A 15148-nucleotide genomic window follows, 5' to 3' on the forward strand; every position below is an offset into this window, starting at 1 on the left:
CGGCTAGGACGGCGACGAGCTGGACGGGTCGAGCTGGTAGAGGGGGCCGGACACGCGGGTATCCCCGTACCGCTCGATGATCCGGATGCGGAGGTCGGAGAGGGACCGCTTCGGGTCGTTGAGGGCCTGAGAGAGCGTCGGCTGAGAGACGCCGAGCGCGGCGGCCACCTCACGCTGAGTGAGCCCGGAGGCCTCCCACGCCGCGCGGGCGCGGGTGTGGAGCTCGGACTCGGGGACGAGGGAGGGGGTCATGCGGGTATGATAGTCTGAGCGACTATGAAGGTTCTATGGAGAGTGCCCGGGAGGCACATAGGCCGTAGGACTATATAGCTCAATAGACTATATTGGGGACATCACCACCCGCCGCCCCGGCGCCCCTCCGATGCCCCAATCCCTCCGCTCCCGGCTCGCCAACGCCGCCCGTTCCCACTCCATGCGCCAGGCCCACGCCGCCGCCCGTGCCCTCCGCGCCGAGTACCCCCGCGAGACCTACGCCGCCTGCCTGCGCGTCGCCATGCGCGAGGTGGCCGCCCGTGTCCCGCGCTGCTCGACCCGCGAGCTGTGCCGCCAGGCCGCCGCCTGGGCCGCGTGCGCGCGGGCGACGGGCGCCCGGTTCGACGTGGAGCAGAAGGCGGCCGACGCCGTGCGGTTCTCGGCCGACTGCAACCTCGCGTCGCTCGCGGTCCCCTCGAAGCTCGTCGGGACGGCGAGCTACCAGGACGCCGCCGCCGCCGTGGCCTCCCGGCTCGACGCTCAGGACAGGTGGCACGTGTGCCAGCGCGACCGCGCCGCCGTGTTCGGGCTCGGCTTGCGGTTGGGCCAGGTCCAGCCCAAGCACGCAAACACCTGGCTCCCGGCGCTCGACAACCCGCGGCCGGTGCGCGTGGCCGTGATCGCGGTAACGGGCGGGGAGCCCGTCGTGGGCCGTGGCGGTCGCCTGGTGCGCAAGACGCGGGGCGTGAACGTCGCCGTCGAGGTGGGCGCCGCCGCGCTCACGTGGGCCGCCGCCCAGCGCACGGCCACGAGCCCGGAGACGGCCGCCGAGCTACAGGCGCTCCTCGCCGACCTCCTCTAGCCGGCCCGCCGGCCCCCGCCCCCGGCCGGGGGCGGGGGGCCGGTCCGGCTCTACCCGCCCCGGCCCCATGCTCCGACCGCTCCCCGCCATCGCGCCGATCACGGCCCGCCCCGCCCTCGACTTGGGCCGCCCCTACGGCTCTCCCTTCGCCCCACTCCGCCGCCCGCGGCGCCCGACTCCCCCGACCATGCCCAAGGCCACCCGCACCAAGCCCACCGCCAAGCAGACCGAGCAGGCCCAGCAGCGCCGCGACGAGGCCGCCGCGACCCTCGCCGCCGGCGTCGAGCACGTCGCCCAGGACCCCGAGGCGCTCGCCGCTTACCTGGAGTTCCGGGCCAACTTCCGCCGCTACTCGTGCCGCAACGCCCTTTTCCTGAGCGCCCAGGCGCGCACGCGCGGCGCCTCCGCCCGTCATTTCATGGGGTTCCGGGCGTGGCAGGGGCACGGCCGCCAGGTCCAGAAGGGGCAGCGTGGTTACAAGGTGTTCGCCCCGACGCTCCGCAAGCTGACCGCCGAGGAGTGCGCCGCCCGTGGCCGCGAGGAGGGCGCCCGGACCGTGTCGGGGTTCCGACTGGCGACCGTCTTCGACATCGACCAAACCGAGGCCATCGAGGGCCGGGAGGCCGAGGCGTTGGTCTACGCGTCTCCGATCCCGGAGCTGACCGGCGACGACTTCGAGCACGTCGCGGCCGACCTGGTGGCCGTGGCCCAGGCCATCGGCTACACCGTCGGGACGTACGCCGCCCACGTCCGCACCGCGGGCGGCGTCTGCGACGCGGCCCGCCGCGAGATCGGGGTGAAGGAGGGGCCGGCCGACCGCCGCGCGTCCACGCTCGCCCACGAGGTCGTCCACGCGCTCGCCCACGACGGCGCGGACGCTCGGGGGATCGGGAAGGCGGCGCGCGAGATCCAGGCCGAGGGCGCCGCCTACCTCGCCTGCTACGTGCTCGGTCTCGACACGTCGACGGCCTCGCTCCCCTACCTCCGCTCGTGGGCGACCGGCGACACGCCGGAGGAGCGCGCCGCGTCGGTTCAGGCCCAGCTCGGGGCCATCGACGCGCTCGGCTGGCGCCTGGTCGAGCTGGTCGAGGCCCACCGCTCCGGGACGCTGACGGCCGACGTCGCGCGCGGCGCCGTCGCCGCCTCGGCTACCGACGCCGACGGGGTCCCACGCACGGCCCACGCCGACCGTCCCCCGGTCTCGTCCCACTGACGGCCCGCCCGGCGCCGGGCACCCCGTCCCGTTCCGCCACCGCCGGCAACGGCAACCCCCCCCTTACCATGACCCGCACCACCCGCAAGACCGCCAGGAAGACCACCAGGGAGGGCCGCCCGCGTTTCGCGCTCGGTCAGATCGTGGCGACGCCTGGAGCCCTGGAGGTGGCCCGAGCCCACGGGATCAACGTCGTGTCTTTGATTCACCGGCACCAGTCGGGCGACTGGGGCACCGTCTGCGCCGACGACGCCCGGGCCAACGACCGCGCGCTCGTCGTCGGGTCCCGCGTGCTCTCGGCCTACGACCTCCCCTCCACGGAGGGGAGGGCCGGCGGCCGGCTCTGGATCATCACCGAGGCCGACCGCTCGGCCACGACGGTCCTCCTCCCCTCCGAATACTGAGCCGGGCGTGGGCCGGACGCAAAACGTCCGGCCCGCCCCGCCCTCGCCCGAGATTGCCAGATCCGGGAGCCCGGCCCGGCTCTTGGATCTTCCTGCTCCCGACCCAATCTCCATGCCCCGCACCCTCTACGTCACCGGCGACCCCTACGACCGCGCCCTCGTCGCGCGCCTCGTGGCCCTGCTCCGCGAGCGCTCGTGCCGCTCCGTCCGCGCGGCCACGCTCGCGCTCGAGGACGAGGGCATCGAGTACGACGGCGTCCACGAGGCCGAGATCTACGTCGACTCCGACACGTGGATCGCCTGGCTCACCGACCGCGAGGCCGCCGCGTTGCGCGCGAGCCTCCACCCCTTCCCCGTCCACCCGGTCCTCCCCGACCCCGTCCCGTAGCCCCATGCCCCAGCTCTGTCTCATCTGCCGTACCCGCACCCGCAACGCGCTCCGTGAGCTCGGCCGAGCCGAGGGGCAGCTCGACCAAGTCGGGCGGTCGCTGTCCCACCTCGACGGCCCCGACGCCGACGACGCCCGCGCCGTCCACGCGCGCGCCGTCGGTCTCGCCGCGGAGCTCGCGGCCGCGCTCGACGCGCTCGGTGACTGCTTCGCGCGTGAGCAGCCGGCCGTATCGTCGGACGACTCCTGACACCGATCCCATGACTCCCGACTCCCCGCGCACGCTGCCCGTAGAGCCCGCGTGCCCCTCGATCCCCGACGCCCTCCCCCTCTCGGCCGTCCGAGTGCTCGACCGGCTCTGCGAGCCGTCCGCGCCGCCGAAGTTCACCGCGGTCGACGTGCTGGACCTGCTAGACGAGGCCGCGACGCTGACGGTGGCCGAGGTGCTCGACGCGCTCCTCGACCACGAGCTGGTCAGCTCGGCCGGCGACGTCGGGGGCCGGCCGGTCTACGTCGTCCACCCCGAGGACCGGCCGTTCTAGACGCCGGCCCGTGACTGCCGACGACCCCAACGGCCAGGCGCTCGCCCGTGACAACGCGGTCGCCTGGCTCCGCGGCCTGCCGCCGCGGAGCGAGCCCCTCGCCCTGGGGCCGGGCCTCACCGTGACGGACCACGACGTCCACCGGACCAGCCTCGTCCGTCGTCTGCTCTCCGACGACCCGGGAACGTACCGCTCGGCGCTCGTAGGCGCCCGCCGCTACCGGGCCGCGTTCGACGGCGTCACGGAGTAGGGCAGCGCGCGGTCCCGTTCGCTAGTCCTGACCCCGGCGGCGGCCCTTTGGAGGAGACACGGGCCTCGGTGGGCTGAGGCCCAGGCTCGCCAACTCCTGCTCAGGCGTCGGCGGAGTGAACCTCTCGAGGGGCACGGCGCTGGGCCTCGTGAGCCGCTTCAACAAGAGGCTGGCGCTGAAGCCGACCAGTCCCAGGGCTATGACGGACGACACGTTGGCGGCATCAGCGCTTTCTAGGACGACTCTGAACTTGTCCCACAGACCGGACAGGCCGAGCCTGTTCCTCAGGGTGGACACGGAGGAGACGGTGACCACGGTCAGCGCGGTCTGGACCCCGGCCACCAGCGACAGGCCGCGTCTGGACATCGACTTCGCTCGGCTGTGGCTCCCCGCGAGGAGCGAGAGTCCTACGCACGCCAGGGGGACGAGCGACACGATGCTCTCTTGGCCCACGAAGTTCGCCCAGATGACCAACTCCACCAGTGGCGCGACCCACCACACTACGAGCAAGGCGACGGCCTTCTGCAAGAGGTTGTCGCCCCGCCCCGACCTGCCGAACACGAAGAGCCACGGGTACAGTAGAAGCGTGGGCTCCACGGTCCAGCTCTTCCCGTCGCATATCTGGTAAAACCTTATGAGCCTAGTTTGTAACTGGTGTAGGTAGATGTGGAGGTACGTGAACAGGACCAGGATCAACACGGGCGCTACTACGAAGAAGTAGGCGTCGGGCACGTTGGCGTCGATCACAGGGAGGCTGACGACTCCCCCCGCCCTCGCTCCTGGGAGCAGGGCCAGCAGCACGTACGAGGCCGTCGCAACGAGCGCGAAGAGGATCGACCTCGCGTTCTTGGAGGCCTCCTCGATCCCTCCGACCAAGAGCCCGAACTGGTCCGCTGGGGAGATGGGGGCGTTCAACGGCGGGGCAGTTCCGGTTGCGGTTGCGGTTGCGGTTCGACGGCTGGGCAGACACGACAGCCCGATAGCGCTCGTGGCCTCCGCGTGCCGGAAGGCCTTGTTCCAGTACCCGTCGGAGGCCCTCCGTTGAAGTAGCGCGCGTATGGCCCCGGCCCACTCAGGGTCAGAGTCCGAGGGAGCCCTGAGCGGCGGCCTTCGCGGTGGCCCGGGGCGCCTGCCGGTACGTCTCGTTCGTGTGGCGGACGGGGGGCATCTCAACGCCCCGGCCGTCGAGGGCGTCGGCGACCGTGAGGATCTGGAGCTTGGGGTACCGCTTGTTCCACGTCGGGGACTCGTAGAACCCAGCGCTCGCCGCCTCCTGCCGCATCGGCTTCGTCGGGTCCGTGAGCGTGAGGAGCACGCCGAGGTCGGCGCCCTCGCGCTCGACGGCGCCGCGGAGGTCACGCACGTCGGCGACGGAGACGTTCTTCCCCGACTTCACCGAGAAGAGGACCTGGCGGGTCTTCCCCCGCTTCGTCCCCCGGCCGTCGTCGCGGAAGAAGAGCCGGCCGTCCACGCCCCGGTCGGCCCCCTTCTTCGAGCTCGCGGCCGTGCGTGCGCCGACGAGCCCGAGCGCCCACGCCTGGAACTGGAAGCGGTCGAGCTCCGCGAGGCGTGCGGCGCCGGCCGCGCTCGTCGGCTCGCCCACGACCTGGAAGTCCGCGGCCTCCCCGTACTGGTCGAGGAGCCGCTGACGGATGAGCCCGACGGCGAGGTGAGTCACGTCGATCCCGATCCACCCGCGGCCGAGCTTCTGGGCGGAAGCCACGGCCGTCCCGCACCCACAGAACGGGTCGAGGACGACGTCGCCGGGCCTGCTCGACGCCTCGATGATCCGGTCGAGGAGGGCCTCCGGCTTCTGCGTGGGGTACCCGAGCCGTTCGGCCGACGAGTTCTTGAGGGGGCCGACGTCCGTCACGACGTCGAGCGCCGGGATGCCCCGGGCCTCCTCGACGTACCGCTTGAGCATCGGTTTGCCCCCCTCCTTCTGCGGCCAGTGGATGCGCCCGGCCGCGTCGAGGGCGTCGAGCGCGTCGTGGGTCGAGAGCCCGGCGACGAGGTCGCCTACGAACCGGGGGATGGCCCAGTGCCGCCCCGCCGCGGTCGGGTCGATCCCCCGCCACGGCTCCCCGGACGGCCCCTCGCGCGTCCCGGCGCCGGTGAGGTCGGCCCGGTTGTACCGCCGGCCGGTGCCCTCCTCGACGTTGTTGTACCAGGCGTCGATGGTCTCCTGGGGGAGCGGCTGGTACACCTTGTTCCAGGTGTAGCGGTCGCCCTTCGAGTAGAAGAGGATCGTGTCGTGGACGGGCGCCCACCGCTTCGCGTTGTTGTGGGACCCCGTCCGCTGCCAGATCACCTCGCTGCGGAAGTGCTCCGGCCCGAACACGGCGTCCATGAGCACCTTGAGGTAATGGGCCGCCGTCGGGTCGCAGTGGAGGTAGACGGAGCCGGTGTCCCTCAGGACCCGCCGGAGTTGCAGGAGCCGGGGGGCCATGAACGCGAGGTACGCGAGCAGGTCGCACTCGCCGATCATGGCCCGGAAACCCTGGAGCGTCCGGCTCGTGGGCAAGTCGCACACGCCGTCGTCGTCGCCGCAGACCACGTTGTCGAAGGCCTCGGCCGCCGCCCGGTCCCACCGCCAGGTGTCGGTGAACGCCTCGATCTGGGCTGCACTGTCGGTGTCGTCGCGGGCGGCGAAGAGGACGTTGTAGTCGGCGTTCGAGTTGAACGGGGGGTCGAGGTAGACGAGGTCCACCGACTCGTCGGGGACATAGCGGCGGAGGACGTCGAGGTTGTCCCCGAAGTAGAGCGTGTTGGTCAAGCGAGTACGAGTCGGGCGGGGCGTCGGAGTGGGCGCGAATCTTGGGGGCCGGGGTTACGCCCCCGGCCCGCCCGAGTCTACCAGCCGTACCCCCCCTTGAACCCCGTGAACTTCGACGACCTCCACGACTCGGAGCTAGAGATCTGCTTACGCGCCATGTGCAGGCTCGGCCGTCCCGTCTCCATCTACGAGGCCCACGTCCTGGCCGACGACGGGGTGATAGGGCCGATTGACCCGCTGCTCGATTACGAGAGGCTACGGGGCCAGGAGAGGTCGTGCCCAGGCGGGACGCCCGGCGAGGAGCGAGCGTGACCCCCGTAGCGTGAGCTAAGGCGGCAAATTCGAGGCCACAGAGCCCGTGCCCCACGCTCTACTGGAGGCGCGGGTCGAGAGCTGGGTCGAACGGCCCGTCCACGACGAGGCGCCGGGCGTCGGGGTGGGCTGGGTTCACGAGGTAGTTCGGGCTCGACGGGACGACGGCGGACGGGACCCGGAGCACGGCGGAACGCTCCGCCCTCACCCAGGCGTCCCCGACGGCCTGGGCCGAGCGGGGGGCCGGGTCCCGCCGCCAGTCCGCCGGCAGCTCCCTCGGGGCGACGGCCTCGACGAGGCCGGAGGGGACGGAGACGCGGAAGGCGACGTACGACCCGAGGAGCCGGGGCGTGGGGAGGTTCACGAGCACCTCGAGTTGGGCGAGCTCGAGGGTCCCCGCGAGGTAGACGACGGGGACGCCGGGGCTATTCCACCGGCCCCCGCCGCGCCGGGCGCCCTCGCCGTCGAACGCGGTGGCCGCCCACCGGGCCTTCACGAGCCGCCACACGACGACGGCCCCGCCTCCGGGCTCGTCCGTGGCGACGGGCAAGGGGTCGGCCACGGGCTAGCTGAACACGCCGTGCTCGATCCTCGTCAGGAGCCGCTCGACCTCGCGGGCGCCGGTCCCGACCGAGGCGTAGTCGAGCGGGGCCTCGCCGCCGAGCGCGTGGGAGGGCGAGGTCAGCCACGCCCGGGCGTCGCGCTCGCTTTCCATGACCTCGACGGCCCGGACGACGACGTGGGCGAGCCGGACGAGCCGGTCGCTCTCGAGCTCGTCGAAGTGGCCGCGCTCGCGTCGGCGGCGGAGCGTGGAGGGGGAGAGGCGGAGGACGGCGGCGAGCTCGGCCGACGGGACCCCGAGCACGTCGCGGAGCGCGTCGAACCGTTCGGCGGGGAGCCCGTCGCGGACGGCGGCGACGAGCTCGGAGGGGGAGCCGGCCGCGAGTTCGGGGAACGCGCGGGCCGGGAACGGCCCGCCCGGGGAGGGGCCGGCGGGTGGGGCGGGGCGAGCGGCGGTCTCGGCCATGTAGTCAAGTGGCGTTTTGGTTTCACCAGATGGTACAAGCTCGCGCGCGGTCGGTTTCGGCACCCCGGTCCTTCTCAAAAAAGGGGGCCTCCGGGATCCCCCCCGAATCGGCTCCTTCACCCCGGAGGAGGGGTCGGTTCGGGGCTTCATAAAACGGACGGTTTGTGAAACCCCAGGGCTGCCCGTCCGTATCTTCCTCAGCTCCCCCATCGGCCGTACACGACCGTCCCCAGTGTCCGCCTAGGACGGCGAGGGCGAGGGCGAGCGCGCCGTCGGTGGAGGGCGCCCCGGCCCCCGACCCCATGAGTAGCCTCCCCCCGAACCTCTCGTCGGCCAGCCAACGTCCGGCCTATGACCGTGACCCGGAGCCGGCCCGCGGCGCACTGACGCCCGGCTCCGCGGAGCCCCCTCCGCCCGCCGACCGGACGTACTCCGAGGCCGAGGCCGTCGCGATCCTCCGGAGCGCGGCCCGGCAGCAGGGGGCGACCGCAGCGCAGGACTCCGGCCTCACGCTGGGGGAGATCGAGGAGGCCGCCCACGCGGCCGGGATCGACCCCGCCCTCGTCCGCGCGGCCGCCGAGTCCCCCTCGACCGCCCCACCCGCCGACGGCGGACGGGGCCGGGCGCTCCCCACGGCGATTGCCCTGACCGTCGCCGCCGTCCTCGCCGTGGGTGTCGGCCTCGACTCCGGCGAGTTCGCCCTCGGGCTCCTCGGCTTCGCGTTCTTCGCCGCCATCGCGCTCGCGCTCGTCGCCGGCCCGAGGCGCGCGCCGTAGTGGGTCCCCACGACGAACGCCCCGTGAGCGCTGCGAGCCCGACCCGGTGCGCGGTCTACCTCCGGGTCTCGAAGGACGACGACTCCCAGACGACGGAGAACCAGCTCCTCGACCTCGACGCCTACGCCGACGCCCGGGGCTGGGACGTCACCGAGCGCTACGTCGACCGGGCCTCGGGCGGGAAGGGCCGAGCGGACCGGAGGGACTTCGACCGGATGATGGGGGACGGGCTCCGACGCGAGTTCGACGTGCTCCTGTTCTGGGCGCTCGACCGGCTGACTCGGGAGGGCGTGTCCACGACGTTCGCGTACGTCGAGCAGCTGGCGGACTCCGGCGTCAGCGTCCACAGCTACACCCAGCCGCTGCTGTCGACGGCCAGCGAGAACAAGCTCGTTCGAGACATCGTGCTCGCGGTGCTGGCGGCGGTGGCCGAGGACGAGCGGGCTCGGATCTCGGAGCGGACGAAGGCCGGACTGAGGCGGGCCAGGAAGGCCGGCAAGACCCTGGGCCGGCCGTCGAAGTTCGAGGAACACCAGGCCACACTAGCACAGATTATCAGCAGCGTTGAGATGCGTGTCGAGACCGGAGAACTGGGCCGTTCGGAGGCCGGTCAGACCGCGCGCCGGGAGGGGGTCGAGGCGACCGGCCTGAGCTACAACACGGTGTCCAAATACCTCCTCCGTCTAGGACTGCCCGGGCCGGCTTCCTGAATTCAGAATTGAGGAGCCCAGGGGCGGTCCAGAGTGGACCCCGAGTTTCGTTGATGTCCACCGACGAGTTGGTTTCAGAGTTCGCATGGGCTGGGCAGGGAGCGCTCGTGTCGTGCGGCCTGACCGCTGCATCCGAGGGCCGGCGGAGGGCGGGGCAAAGGCCGGAGGCCGGGGCCGCGCAGAGCCGCCCGCACCCGCACGACCGAGCGGCGGACGGGGACCGGACGGCGTGAGCGAGGGGGGGAGGACGGCGAGCACGGAGCGGAGGCGCGGAGCGCTGGAGCGGCCCTTGCCCGGGCTGGAGCGGCCCCGACTTTCTAGAGGCCGCCCGGCATGAGCCCCGGGGCGTGAGGGCGTGGGGAGCGGCGGTCTCGCGGCACGGCCTCACAGTGGTCGGCCCGGCATCCGACGGTCGAACGTCGGAGGGTCGCCGGCCACCGATCAGGGGGTGGAGCCGGGAGGGTCTCGGCTCGAGAGCGGCCCCGATCACGAGCGCCTGAGCGGTCGGTCGCTGGCCTCGTCTAGCCGGCGCTTCGGAGTCGGCCCCACAGCCAGAGCGTCGGCGCGGGAGGTCGGGCGCGGAGACCACCGAGCGGGTCGAGCGGAGACCGGGCCTGTCGGTCGGGGACCACGGCGGCCCTCCTTGCCCGAGCAGTTCCAGCCGTGTCGGGAGGGGCCGGCGTCACATCGTAGGAGCGGGCTGCCCTCGCTCAACATCGGACCCACGAGCGGGCCGGTCAGGAGCGCCGATCGGTGACGGAGACCGGGAGAGCGGCTTCGGCAACCGATCCAGACGGGCGCCGTATCATGGGGAGAGCGGGAGGGTCTTCACGAATGGGCAAGTTATGCTTTTGTGCGGACACAAAAGCGGACCGGCCTCAGCTTCGCCTCGACCTCCCCTCCTGAGCCTTCGCAGTCCCGCTCCGCAGGATGCTCAAGCTGGACCCCGTCCCCACGCCGGAAGCGGCGCCGATCCCATGACTGATGGTTCGTCCCCTGCTGGCGGCGGTGCGCCGAAATCACGGCCGCGTCGACGCGGCCGTCCCAAGAGCACGACCCCGAACCGGGACGCCCGCGTTTACGTCCGGGTCACGGCCAGGGAGAAGGCGGGCATCGAGCACGAGGCGAAGGAGGCCGGCCTGTCGGCGTCGGACTACCTCCGGCGCCGGGCGTTGGACCAGCCCGTCGAGGCCCGCGTCGACGCGGAGGCCCGGGCGTTGCTGCGCCGGCTCGGCGTGAACCTGAACCAGCTCGTTCGGGTGGCGCACCGGGCCGGCCAGGTCGAGCACGGGGACGAGCTGGGCGCGGTGCTGGCGGCGGTCCGGGCGGCCGTCGAGGGGCTGGGCGGCGAGCCGCCGGAGGCCGCGCGGGAGCACCCCTTCGCCTGGCACCAGGGATGATCGGCGCGTCGAACGTGGGGGGCAGCTTCCGAGCCCTCGGGGGCTACCTGGTCCAGAAGGACGAGGGCCGCGTGGGGTGGGTCGAGACCCGGAACCTGGAGGGGCGCGACGTCGACCAGGTCGTGACGGAGATGGAGGAGTGGGCGGGCCAGAGCGCCCGGGTGAAGAGGCCGGTGTACCACGTGATCGTCGCGTTCGACGCCGACGACCGCCCGACCGAGGCCGAGATGAGATCGGCGGCCGACCGGACGCTCCGGGACCTAGGTTTGCAGGACCACCAGGCGCTCATCGTTCGCCACACCGACAGGGCGCACGAGCACGTGCATCTGATGGTCAACCGGGTTGGGCCGGATGGGAAGGCTTGGTCGAAGGAGAACGACCACTATAAAATCCGCGCGTCGATGGAGTCCCAGGAGCGCGAGCTCGGCGTGCGCTGGACGGGGTGGAACGCCGAGCGCGTGGCGCGGGTGGAGCGGGCGGCCGAGCGGTCCGACGAGGGCTCCGAACTCCGGCATTTCTACGGGGGCGAGGCGGCGCGCGAGCCGGTGCCCGTCCGGGGCGTTGCCCGGGACCGCGGGTTCGCCGCCGAGGTCCGGGCCTCGTCTCTGGACGACCTCAAGGGCGCGTCGAGCTGGGCCGACCTGGACGCGCGGCTGGCGGCGCGCGGGCTGACGATTGAGCGCCGGGGGCAGGGCGCCGTCGTGACCGACGGCGAGCGCGAGGCCAAGCTGTCGTCGGTCTCGCGGTCGGTGAGCCGGGGCCGACTGGAGGCCCGGTTGGGGCCGCTCCGGGACTACGACCGGGCGGCCCCCGGCCGTGCGGCCCCTACGCTGTCCGCCCGAGAGCGGGCCGACTCCGCGCCCCCCGTCGAAGCATCGCCCCGGGAGCGCCGGCCGTGGTACGAGGGGATGGACGAGCACACGCGGGCCGTCAACTTCCACATCGGCGGCCACCTCCGCCGGGCCACGAGCTGGGCGGACCTCGAGCGCCGGATCGGCCGGAGCGGGTACCACATCGAGCGGGCGGGGACGGATCTCGTGGTGTCGAAGGAAGGGCGGGCCAGTGACGCCGGGAGGCCGCCGCGCACGTCGACGTCGCGGTTCGGCGCCCCGGCGGCCGACCTCGAACGGCGGCTGGGGCCGTTCGACGCCCACGACCAGTGGCGGAAAGCGGCGTGGGCGGCCGGCGACCCGGCCGCCCTCGTGCTCCCGTCGGCGGCGAGGGGGAGGGCGGCGGCGGAGGGCGCTCCGTCGAGGGCGCCGCGGGCGCCGGCGTCGCTGCTGTCTCGACGTCGAGCGGCGGCGGCCTTGGGCAAGGTCGGCCGTCGGCTCCAGCCGGTGTCCGTCCGGGGCGCGGTCGGCCGGGCGATCCGGGGCGGGGCGGAGCAGGACCCGGAGACCCGGGTGGCCCAGAAGGCGGCGCGGTTGACGCTGGGCGTCGCGCGGGCGTCGCTGGCCGGTCGCCGTGCGGCGGCCACGGGGGCGCCGGCCCAGCGGGACGCCCCGCCCGGGAGGGCGCAGCGGACGACCCAGGGCCGCTTGCGGGGATTGGTGCGAGCGCGGGAGACGGCGCGGGTCGAGCGCGTGGTCGCGCTCGTCGGCCGAGCCCACGGCTACGAGCGTGCGGCGACGGCGCTCGGGGCCGTGTCGCGCTACAAGGGGCGGGTGGACGGGGCCGTCGGTCTCGCCCGCCAAGCGAGCGAGAAGACCCAGGCCCTCGACGTCCACCTGGGGCGCATCTACGAGCGGCCAGCGGAGGCGAGGGCGCGGATGCTGGGCTACGCCGAGAAGGCGGGGCCGGAGAAGGTGTCCGAGTTGCTGGCGCGCGAGCCGGAGAAGTTCGGGAAGATGGTGGCCCCTCCCTCCGCTGGAGGGAGGCCTGAGACGCCAACACAGTCGCGCCTGGGCAAGCTCTTCTCGAAGCCGGCGGCCGTCCCCGATCACGCGGCGAACGTCGCGCGCCGCGTGCAGGAGACGGGACCGCTGGTGGCGAGCGCCCACCAGGCGCGGAGCAGCGCGACCGAGGCCGTCCGCGCTCTGGGGCTGCGGAGCGGGGCGGTCGGGCAGATCAACGGCCGTGAGCTGTCCGAAGCCGTCGAGCGGAGAGCGGGCCGGTTGAGGGGGGCCGTCGACCGCGGGCTCGGCCGGGTGCCCGGCACGCGCGCGGCGTCGGCCGAGCTCGCGCGTGCCGTGCGGGGGCTCACGCCCTCTCAGCAAGCGCGGGTGGCCTCGCGGATCGGGAAGACCGGCCTGGGCACGGTGTCGCGCTCGGTGTCGGCGGCCAAGGCCCTCGTCCGAGGCCTGGAGCGCTAGCGCGCCCGCCGAGCGCGACCGCCAGCCGCTGGCGGTCGAGGGCCTAGGCCGCCGAGCGCGAGAGGGCGGCCGGTACGTCGGAGGCCCGGCGTTTTAGGCGTCGGTCGGCGTAATACTGGACCTTGGCCGCGATCACCGGGTCCTCGCCACGGGCGAGCAAGAGCTGTTCGTCCGGTCCGAGCCGTCGGAGCTCGTCCGGGGTGACCAGGTCGCGGCCCTGCTCCGAGGCCGAGGAGCCGGCCGAGCGGCTGTAGTGCTTCCCACGGCTCTTCCCAGCCGACTGCGATTGGCCGAACACGGTGGTTCTCCCCGTCATTTTGCTGAGGTACTCGGCCGTCGTCTGGTCGGTGACGCTGAACGCCTGGATCACGTCGGCGTTGGCGACGAACGTCTCCCAGTCGCGCGGGTAGAGCCCCTTGAGCTGGGTGAGGTCCTGGAGGAAGGTCCAGACGCGGATCCCGTAGCCGGCGAGGAGCGAGACCGCCCGCTTGACCGGCGCCATCGGGCCGAGGTTGGCGAACTCATCGAGCAGGAACAGCACGCGCCGTCCACGGACCGGCGGCGTCCGGGCCAGCTCCGCGACGGCGCAGGCGATCACCAGCCGGAGCCAACGAGAGAACGTGTCGAGGCGGTCCGGGGGGAGGACGAGGTAGAGCGTGAACGGGCCGCGGCCGAGGTCCGCGAGCGTGAGCGCCGGTCCGGCGTGGGCGTCGCCGCTGGCGGAGCCGCCGAGCACGTGCTCCATGCGGGCCGAGTCGAGGAAGTGCGTGTGGCGCTGGGCGCTCGACACGACGCCCGAGCGCTCGCGGTCCTCCTTCTGCTGGAGCCGGTTGGCGGCCCGCTGGACGGCCGGGTGGAGGGAGTTCGCCATCGCCGCCATGAGCTCCTTGAACTTGGTGGGGGAGAGAGTCAGGAGCGCGCGGACGGTGAGGAGCGTGCGCGACGACCGATCTGGGGCCACCGAGGCGACGTGGAGCACGAGGCCAGCCAGGAGCGCCTTGGCCTCGTCGTCCCAGAACGAACCCGGAGAACCCGGCTCGGGCACGACGAGCATGTCCGCGATCATGGCCGCGTCGTCGACGGCGTCGGGGGAGGCGGGGTCGACGAGGTCGAGTGGGTTGTAGGCCCCGAGCGCGGAGCGCCGGAGGTCCGTTGGGAGGTCGAGCCGGTCGGCCAGGTCGAACGGGTCGAGCGCGACCACGCGCTGCCCGATCACGTCGCGGCGGTAGGCCGCTGTGAGGGCGAAGTTCTCGCCCTTCGGGTCGGTCACGAGCACCGAGTCTTCCGCCTCCAAGAGCGCCGGCACGACGGCCCCCACGCCCTTGCCAGCGCGCGTCGGGGCGACGGTGAGGAGGTGGCCCGGCCCGGAATACCGGAGGTCGGTCCCCCGATGCCGGCCGAGGAGGAGCCCGTCTTTGGACCGGAGGGACCCACCGTTGCCCCAGCTCGCCGTCCCGTGCGTGCCGGCGGCCCGGACCTTAGCGCTCCCCGCGATGGAACTGGCGACGACCAACCCGCCGAAGAAGCAGAGGCCGGCGACCAGGAACACAAAATTGCCGTCGGGGCCGCCCGCCTGGACGGCCCGCCACGCCCACCGGGCGCCGGCGTCGACGGGGTAGAGCGGCCCGACGGCCAAGAGCGCCAGCGGGACCGCCAGGCCCACCAGGACGCCGAACGGCGCCCACCCCCACCGGGCCTTCCCCCAGAGCGAGGCGACGGCGCCGACGGCGAGCACGGCGGCCCCCGCCCCGGCGGCCCCCGCGAGGTCCGCCGGCAGCGCGACCAGCGGCTCCCCGAGCGCGGGGTGGAACTGCGCCCGGTAGGCCAGCGCCTGCGTCGTGGCCACGAGCGCGAGGGCGGCCGGGAGACCCAAGACGAAGGCGGCCAGGGCGGGGCCGCCCGAGGGCGACGAGACCCGGGTGCGGACGGGGGATTGGGGGTCGCCTGACGGGCCGAGGCTCAC

Annotated in this window: 18 protein-coding genes; 12 read left to right on the forward strand and 6 right to left on the reverse strand. The window is 73.4% G+C overall.

Annotation, left to right across the window (positions count from 1 at the left end):
* Nucleotides 1-3: 3 nt before the first annotated feature.
* Nucleotides 4-252 carry a helix-turn-helix domain-containing protein gene (locus tag RM540_RS14305; RefSeq protein ID WP_311665311.1) on the reverse strand — a complete coding sequence of 83 codons (249 nt, stop codon included), beginning with the start codon at nucleotides 250-252 and terminating at the stop codon, nucleotides 4-6.
* A 130-nt stretch (nucleotides 253-382) separates the two neighbouring features.
* Between RM540_RS14305 and RM540_RS14310 the strand changes: the two genes are divergently transcribed.
* The 7 genes from RM540_RS14310 to RM540_RS14340 all read left to right on the forward strand — a co-directional run bounded on the left by RM540_RS14310 (nucleotide 383) and on the right by RM540_RS14340 (nucleotide 3872).
* The gene (locus RM540_RS14310) at nucleotides 383-1075 is read left to right on the forward strand and encodes a hypothetical protein (RefSeq protein ID WP_311665313.1); all 693 of its coding nucleotides are present in this window, start codon (nucleotides 383-385) and stop codon (nucleotides 1073-1075) included.
* Nucleotides 1076-1142: 67 nt separating this feature from the next.
* Nucleotides 1143-2288, forward strand: a complete 1146-nt coding sequence (locus RM540_RS14315; protein ID WP_311665315.1) for an ArdC family protein — start codon at nucleotides 1143-1145, stop codon at nucleotides 2286-2288.
* A gap of 68 nt (nucleotides 2289-2356) precedes the next feature.
* On the forward strand, nucleotides 2357-2692 hold the full coding sequence (locus RM540_RS14320) for a hypothetical protein (RefSeq protein ID WP_311665317.1): 336 nt from the start codon (nucleotides 2357-2359) through the stop codon (nucleotides 2690-2692).
* 112 nt (nucleotides 2693-2804) lie between these two features.
* Nucleotides 2805-3080 carry a hypothetical protein gene (locus RM540_RS14325; RefSeq protein ID WP_311665319.1) on the forward strand — a complete coding sequence of 92 codons (276 nt, stop codon included), beginning with the start codon at nucleotides 2805-2807 and terminating at the stop codon, nucleotides 3078-3080.
* Between the two features lie 4 nt (nucleotides 3081-3084).
* Nucleotides 3085-3330, forward strand: a complete 246-nt coding sequence (locus tag RM540_RS14330) for a hypothetical protein (protein WP_311665321.1) — start codon at nucleotides 3085-3087, stop codon at nucleotides 3328-3330.
* A 10-nt stretch (nucleotides 3331-3340) separates the two neighbouring features.
* Entirely contained in the window at nucleotides 3341-3622 is a 282-nt protein-coding gene (locus RM540_RS14335; protein WP_311665323.1) for a hypothetical protein, read from the forward strand.
* Between the two features lie 10 nt (nucleotides 3623-3632).
* Entirely contained in the window at nucleotides 3633-3872 is a 240-nt protein-coding gene (locus RM540_RS14340; protein ID WP_311665325.1) for a hypothetical protein, read from the forward strand.
* 21 nt (nucleotides 3873-3893) lie between these two features.
* Here RM540_RS14340 and RM540_RS14345 read toward each other — a convergent pair whose 3' ends face one another.
* Both RM540_RS14345 and RM540_RS14350 read right to left on the reverse strand, forming a co-directional pair.
* On the reverse strand, nucleotides 3894-4787 hold the full coding sequence (locus RM540_RS14345; protein WP_311665327.1) for a hypothetical protein: 894 nt from the start codon (nucleotides 4785-4787) through the stop codon (nucleotides 3894-3896).
* A gap of 163 nt (nucleotides 4788-4950) precedes the next feature.
* Complete coding sequence (locus tag RM540_RS14350) at nucleotides 4951-6648, reverse strand: site-specific DNA-methyltransferase (RefSeq protein ID WP_311665329.1); 1698 nt, start codon at nucleotides 6646-6648, stop codon at nucleotides 4951-4953.
* Nucleotides 6649-6753: 105 nt separating this feature from the next.
* Between RM540_RS14350 and RM540_RS14355 the strand changes: the two genes are divergently transcribed.
* A complete protein-coding gene (locus tag RM540_RS14355) occupies nucleotides 6754-6960 on the forward strand; it encodes a hypothetical protein (RefSeq protein ID WP_311665331.1) in 207 nt (68 codons plus the stop codon).
* 58 nt (nucleotides 6961-7018) lie between these two features.
* Here RM540_RS14355 and RM540_RS14360 read toward each other — a convergent pair whose 3' ends face one another.
* Both RM540_RS14360 and RM540_RS14365 read right to left on the reverse strand, forming a co-directional pair.
* Nucleotides 7019-7510 carry an RES family NAD+ phosphorylase gene (locus RM540_RS14360; protein ID WP_311665333.1) on the reverse strand — a complete coding sequence of 164 codons (492 nt, stop codon included), beginning with the start codon at nucleotides 7508-7510 and terminating at the stop codon, nucleotides 7019-7021.
* A 15-nt stretch (nucleotides 7511-7525) separates the two neighbouring features.
* On the reverse strand, nucleotides 7526-7987 hold the full coding sequence (locus RM540_RS14365) for an Xre family toxin-antitoxin system antitoxin (protein WP_311665335.1): 462 nt from the start codon (nucleotides 7985-7987) through the stop codon (nucleotides 7526-7528).
* 302 nt (nucleotides 7988-8289) lie between these two features.
* Between RM540_RS14365 and RM540_RS14370 the strand changes: the two genes are divergently transcribed.
* From RM540_RS14370 to RM540_RS14385, 4 genes are all read left to right on the forward strand, one after another.
* A complete protein-coding gene (locus RM540_RS14370; protein ID WP_311665337.1) occupies nucleotides 8290-8763 on the forward strand; it encodes a hypothetical protein in 474 nt (157 codons plus the stop codon).
* 23 nt (nucleotides 8764-8786) lie between these two features.
* Entirely contained in the window at nucleotides 8787-9473 is a 687-nt protein-coding gene (locus tag RM540_RS14375; RefSeq protein ID WP_311665339.1) for a recombinase family protein, read from the forward strand.
* A 977-nt stretch (nucleotides 9474-10450) separates the two neighbouring features.
* Nucleotides 10451-10873, forward strand: a complete 423-nt coding sequence (locus RM540_RS14380; protein WP_311665341.1) for a plasmid mobilization protein — start codon at nucleotides 10451-10453, stop codon at nucleotides 10871-10873.
* On the forward strand, nucleotides 10870-13185 hold the full coding sequence (locus tag RM540_RS14385) for a relaxase/mobilization nuclease domain-containing protein (protein ID WP_311665343.1): 2316 nt from the start codon (nucleotides 10870-10872) through the stop codon (nucleotides 13183-13185). The genes RM540_RS14380 and RM540_RS14385 overlap by 4 nt, the downstream gene beginning before the upstream one ends.
* A gap of 43 nt (nucleotides 13186-13228) precedes the next feature.
* Here the strand turns inward: RM540_RS14385 and RM540_RS14390 are convergent, their stop codons facing one another.
* A complete protein-coding gene (locus RM540_RS14390) occupies nucleotides 13229-15148 on the reverse strand; it encodes a type IV secretory system conjugative DNA transfer family protein (protein ID WP_311665345.1) in 1920 nt (639 codons plus the stop codon).

The organism is Rubrivirga litoralis (genome assembly GCF_031846415.1).
Classification (GTDB): domain Bacteria; phylum Bacteroidota; class Rhodothermia; order Rhodothermales; family Rubricoccaceae; genus Rubrivirga; species Rubrivirga litoralis.

Coding starts and splice junctions, on each gene's coding strand:
- RM540_RS14330 (WP_311665321.1), top strand. CDS start 3,085: ATGCCCCAGCTCTGTCTCATCTGCCGTACCCGCACCCGCAACGCGCTC.
- RM540_RS14365 (WP_311665335.1), bottom strand. CDS start 7,987: ATGGCCGAGACCGCCGCTCGCCCCGCCCCACCCGCCGGCCCCTCCCCG.
- RM540_RS14325 (WP_311665319.1), top strand. CDS start 2,805: ATGCCCCGCACCCTCTACGTCACCGGCGACCCCTACGACCGCGCCCTC.
- RM540_RS14305 (WP_311665311.1), bottom strand. CDS start 252: ATGACCCCCTCCCTCGTCCCCGAGTCCGAGCTCCACACCCGCGCCCGC.
- RM540_RS14315 (WP_311665315.1), top strand. CDS start 1,143: ATGCTCCGACCGCTCCCCGCCATCGCGCCGATCACGGCCCGCCCCGCC.
- RM540_RS14310 (WP_311665313.1), top strand. CDS start 383: ATGCCCCAATCCCTCCGCTCCCGGCTCGCCAACGCCGCCCGTTCCCAC.
- RM540_RS14320 (WP_311665317.1), top strand. CDS start 2,357: ATGACCCGCACCACCCGCAAGACCGCCAGGAAGACCACCAGGGAGGGC.
- RM540_RS14335 (WP_311665323.1), top strand. CDS start 3,341: ATGACTCCCGACTCCCCGCGCACGCTGCCCGTAGAGCCCGCGTGCCCC.
- RM540_RS14370 (WP_311665337.1), top strand. CDS start 8,290: ATGAGTAGCCTCCCCCCGAACCTCTCGTCGGCCAGCCAACGTCCGGCC.
- RM540_RS14380 (WP_311665341.1), top strand. CDS start 10,451: ATGACTGATGGTTCGTCCCCTGCTGGCGGCGGTGCGCCGAAATCACGG.
- RM540_RS14385 (WP_311665343.1), top strand. CDS start 10,870: ATGATCGGCGCGTCGAACGTGGGGGGCAGCTTCCGAGCCCTCGGGGGC.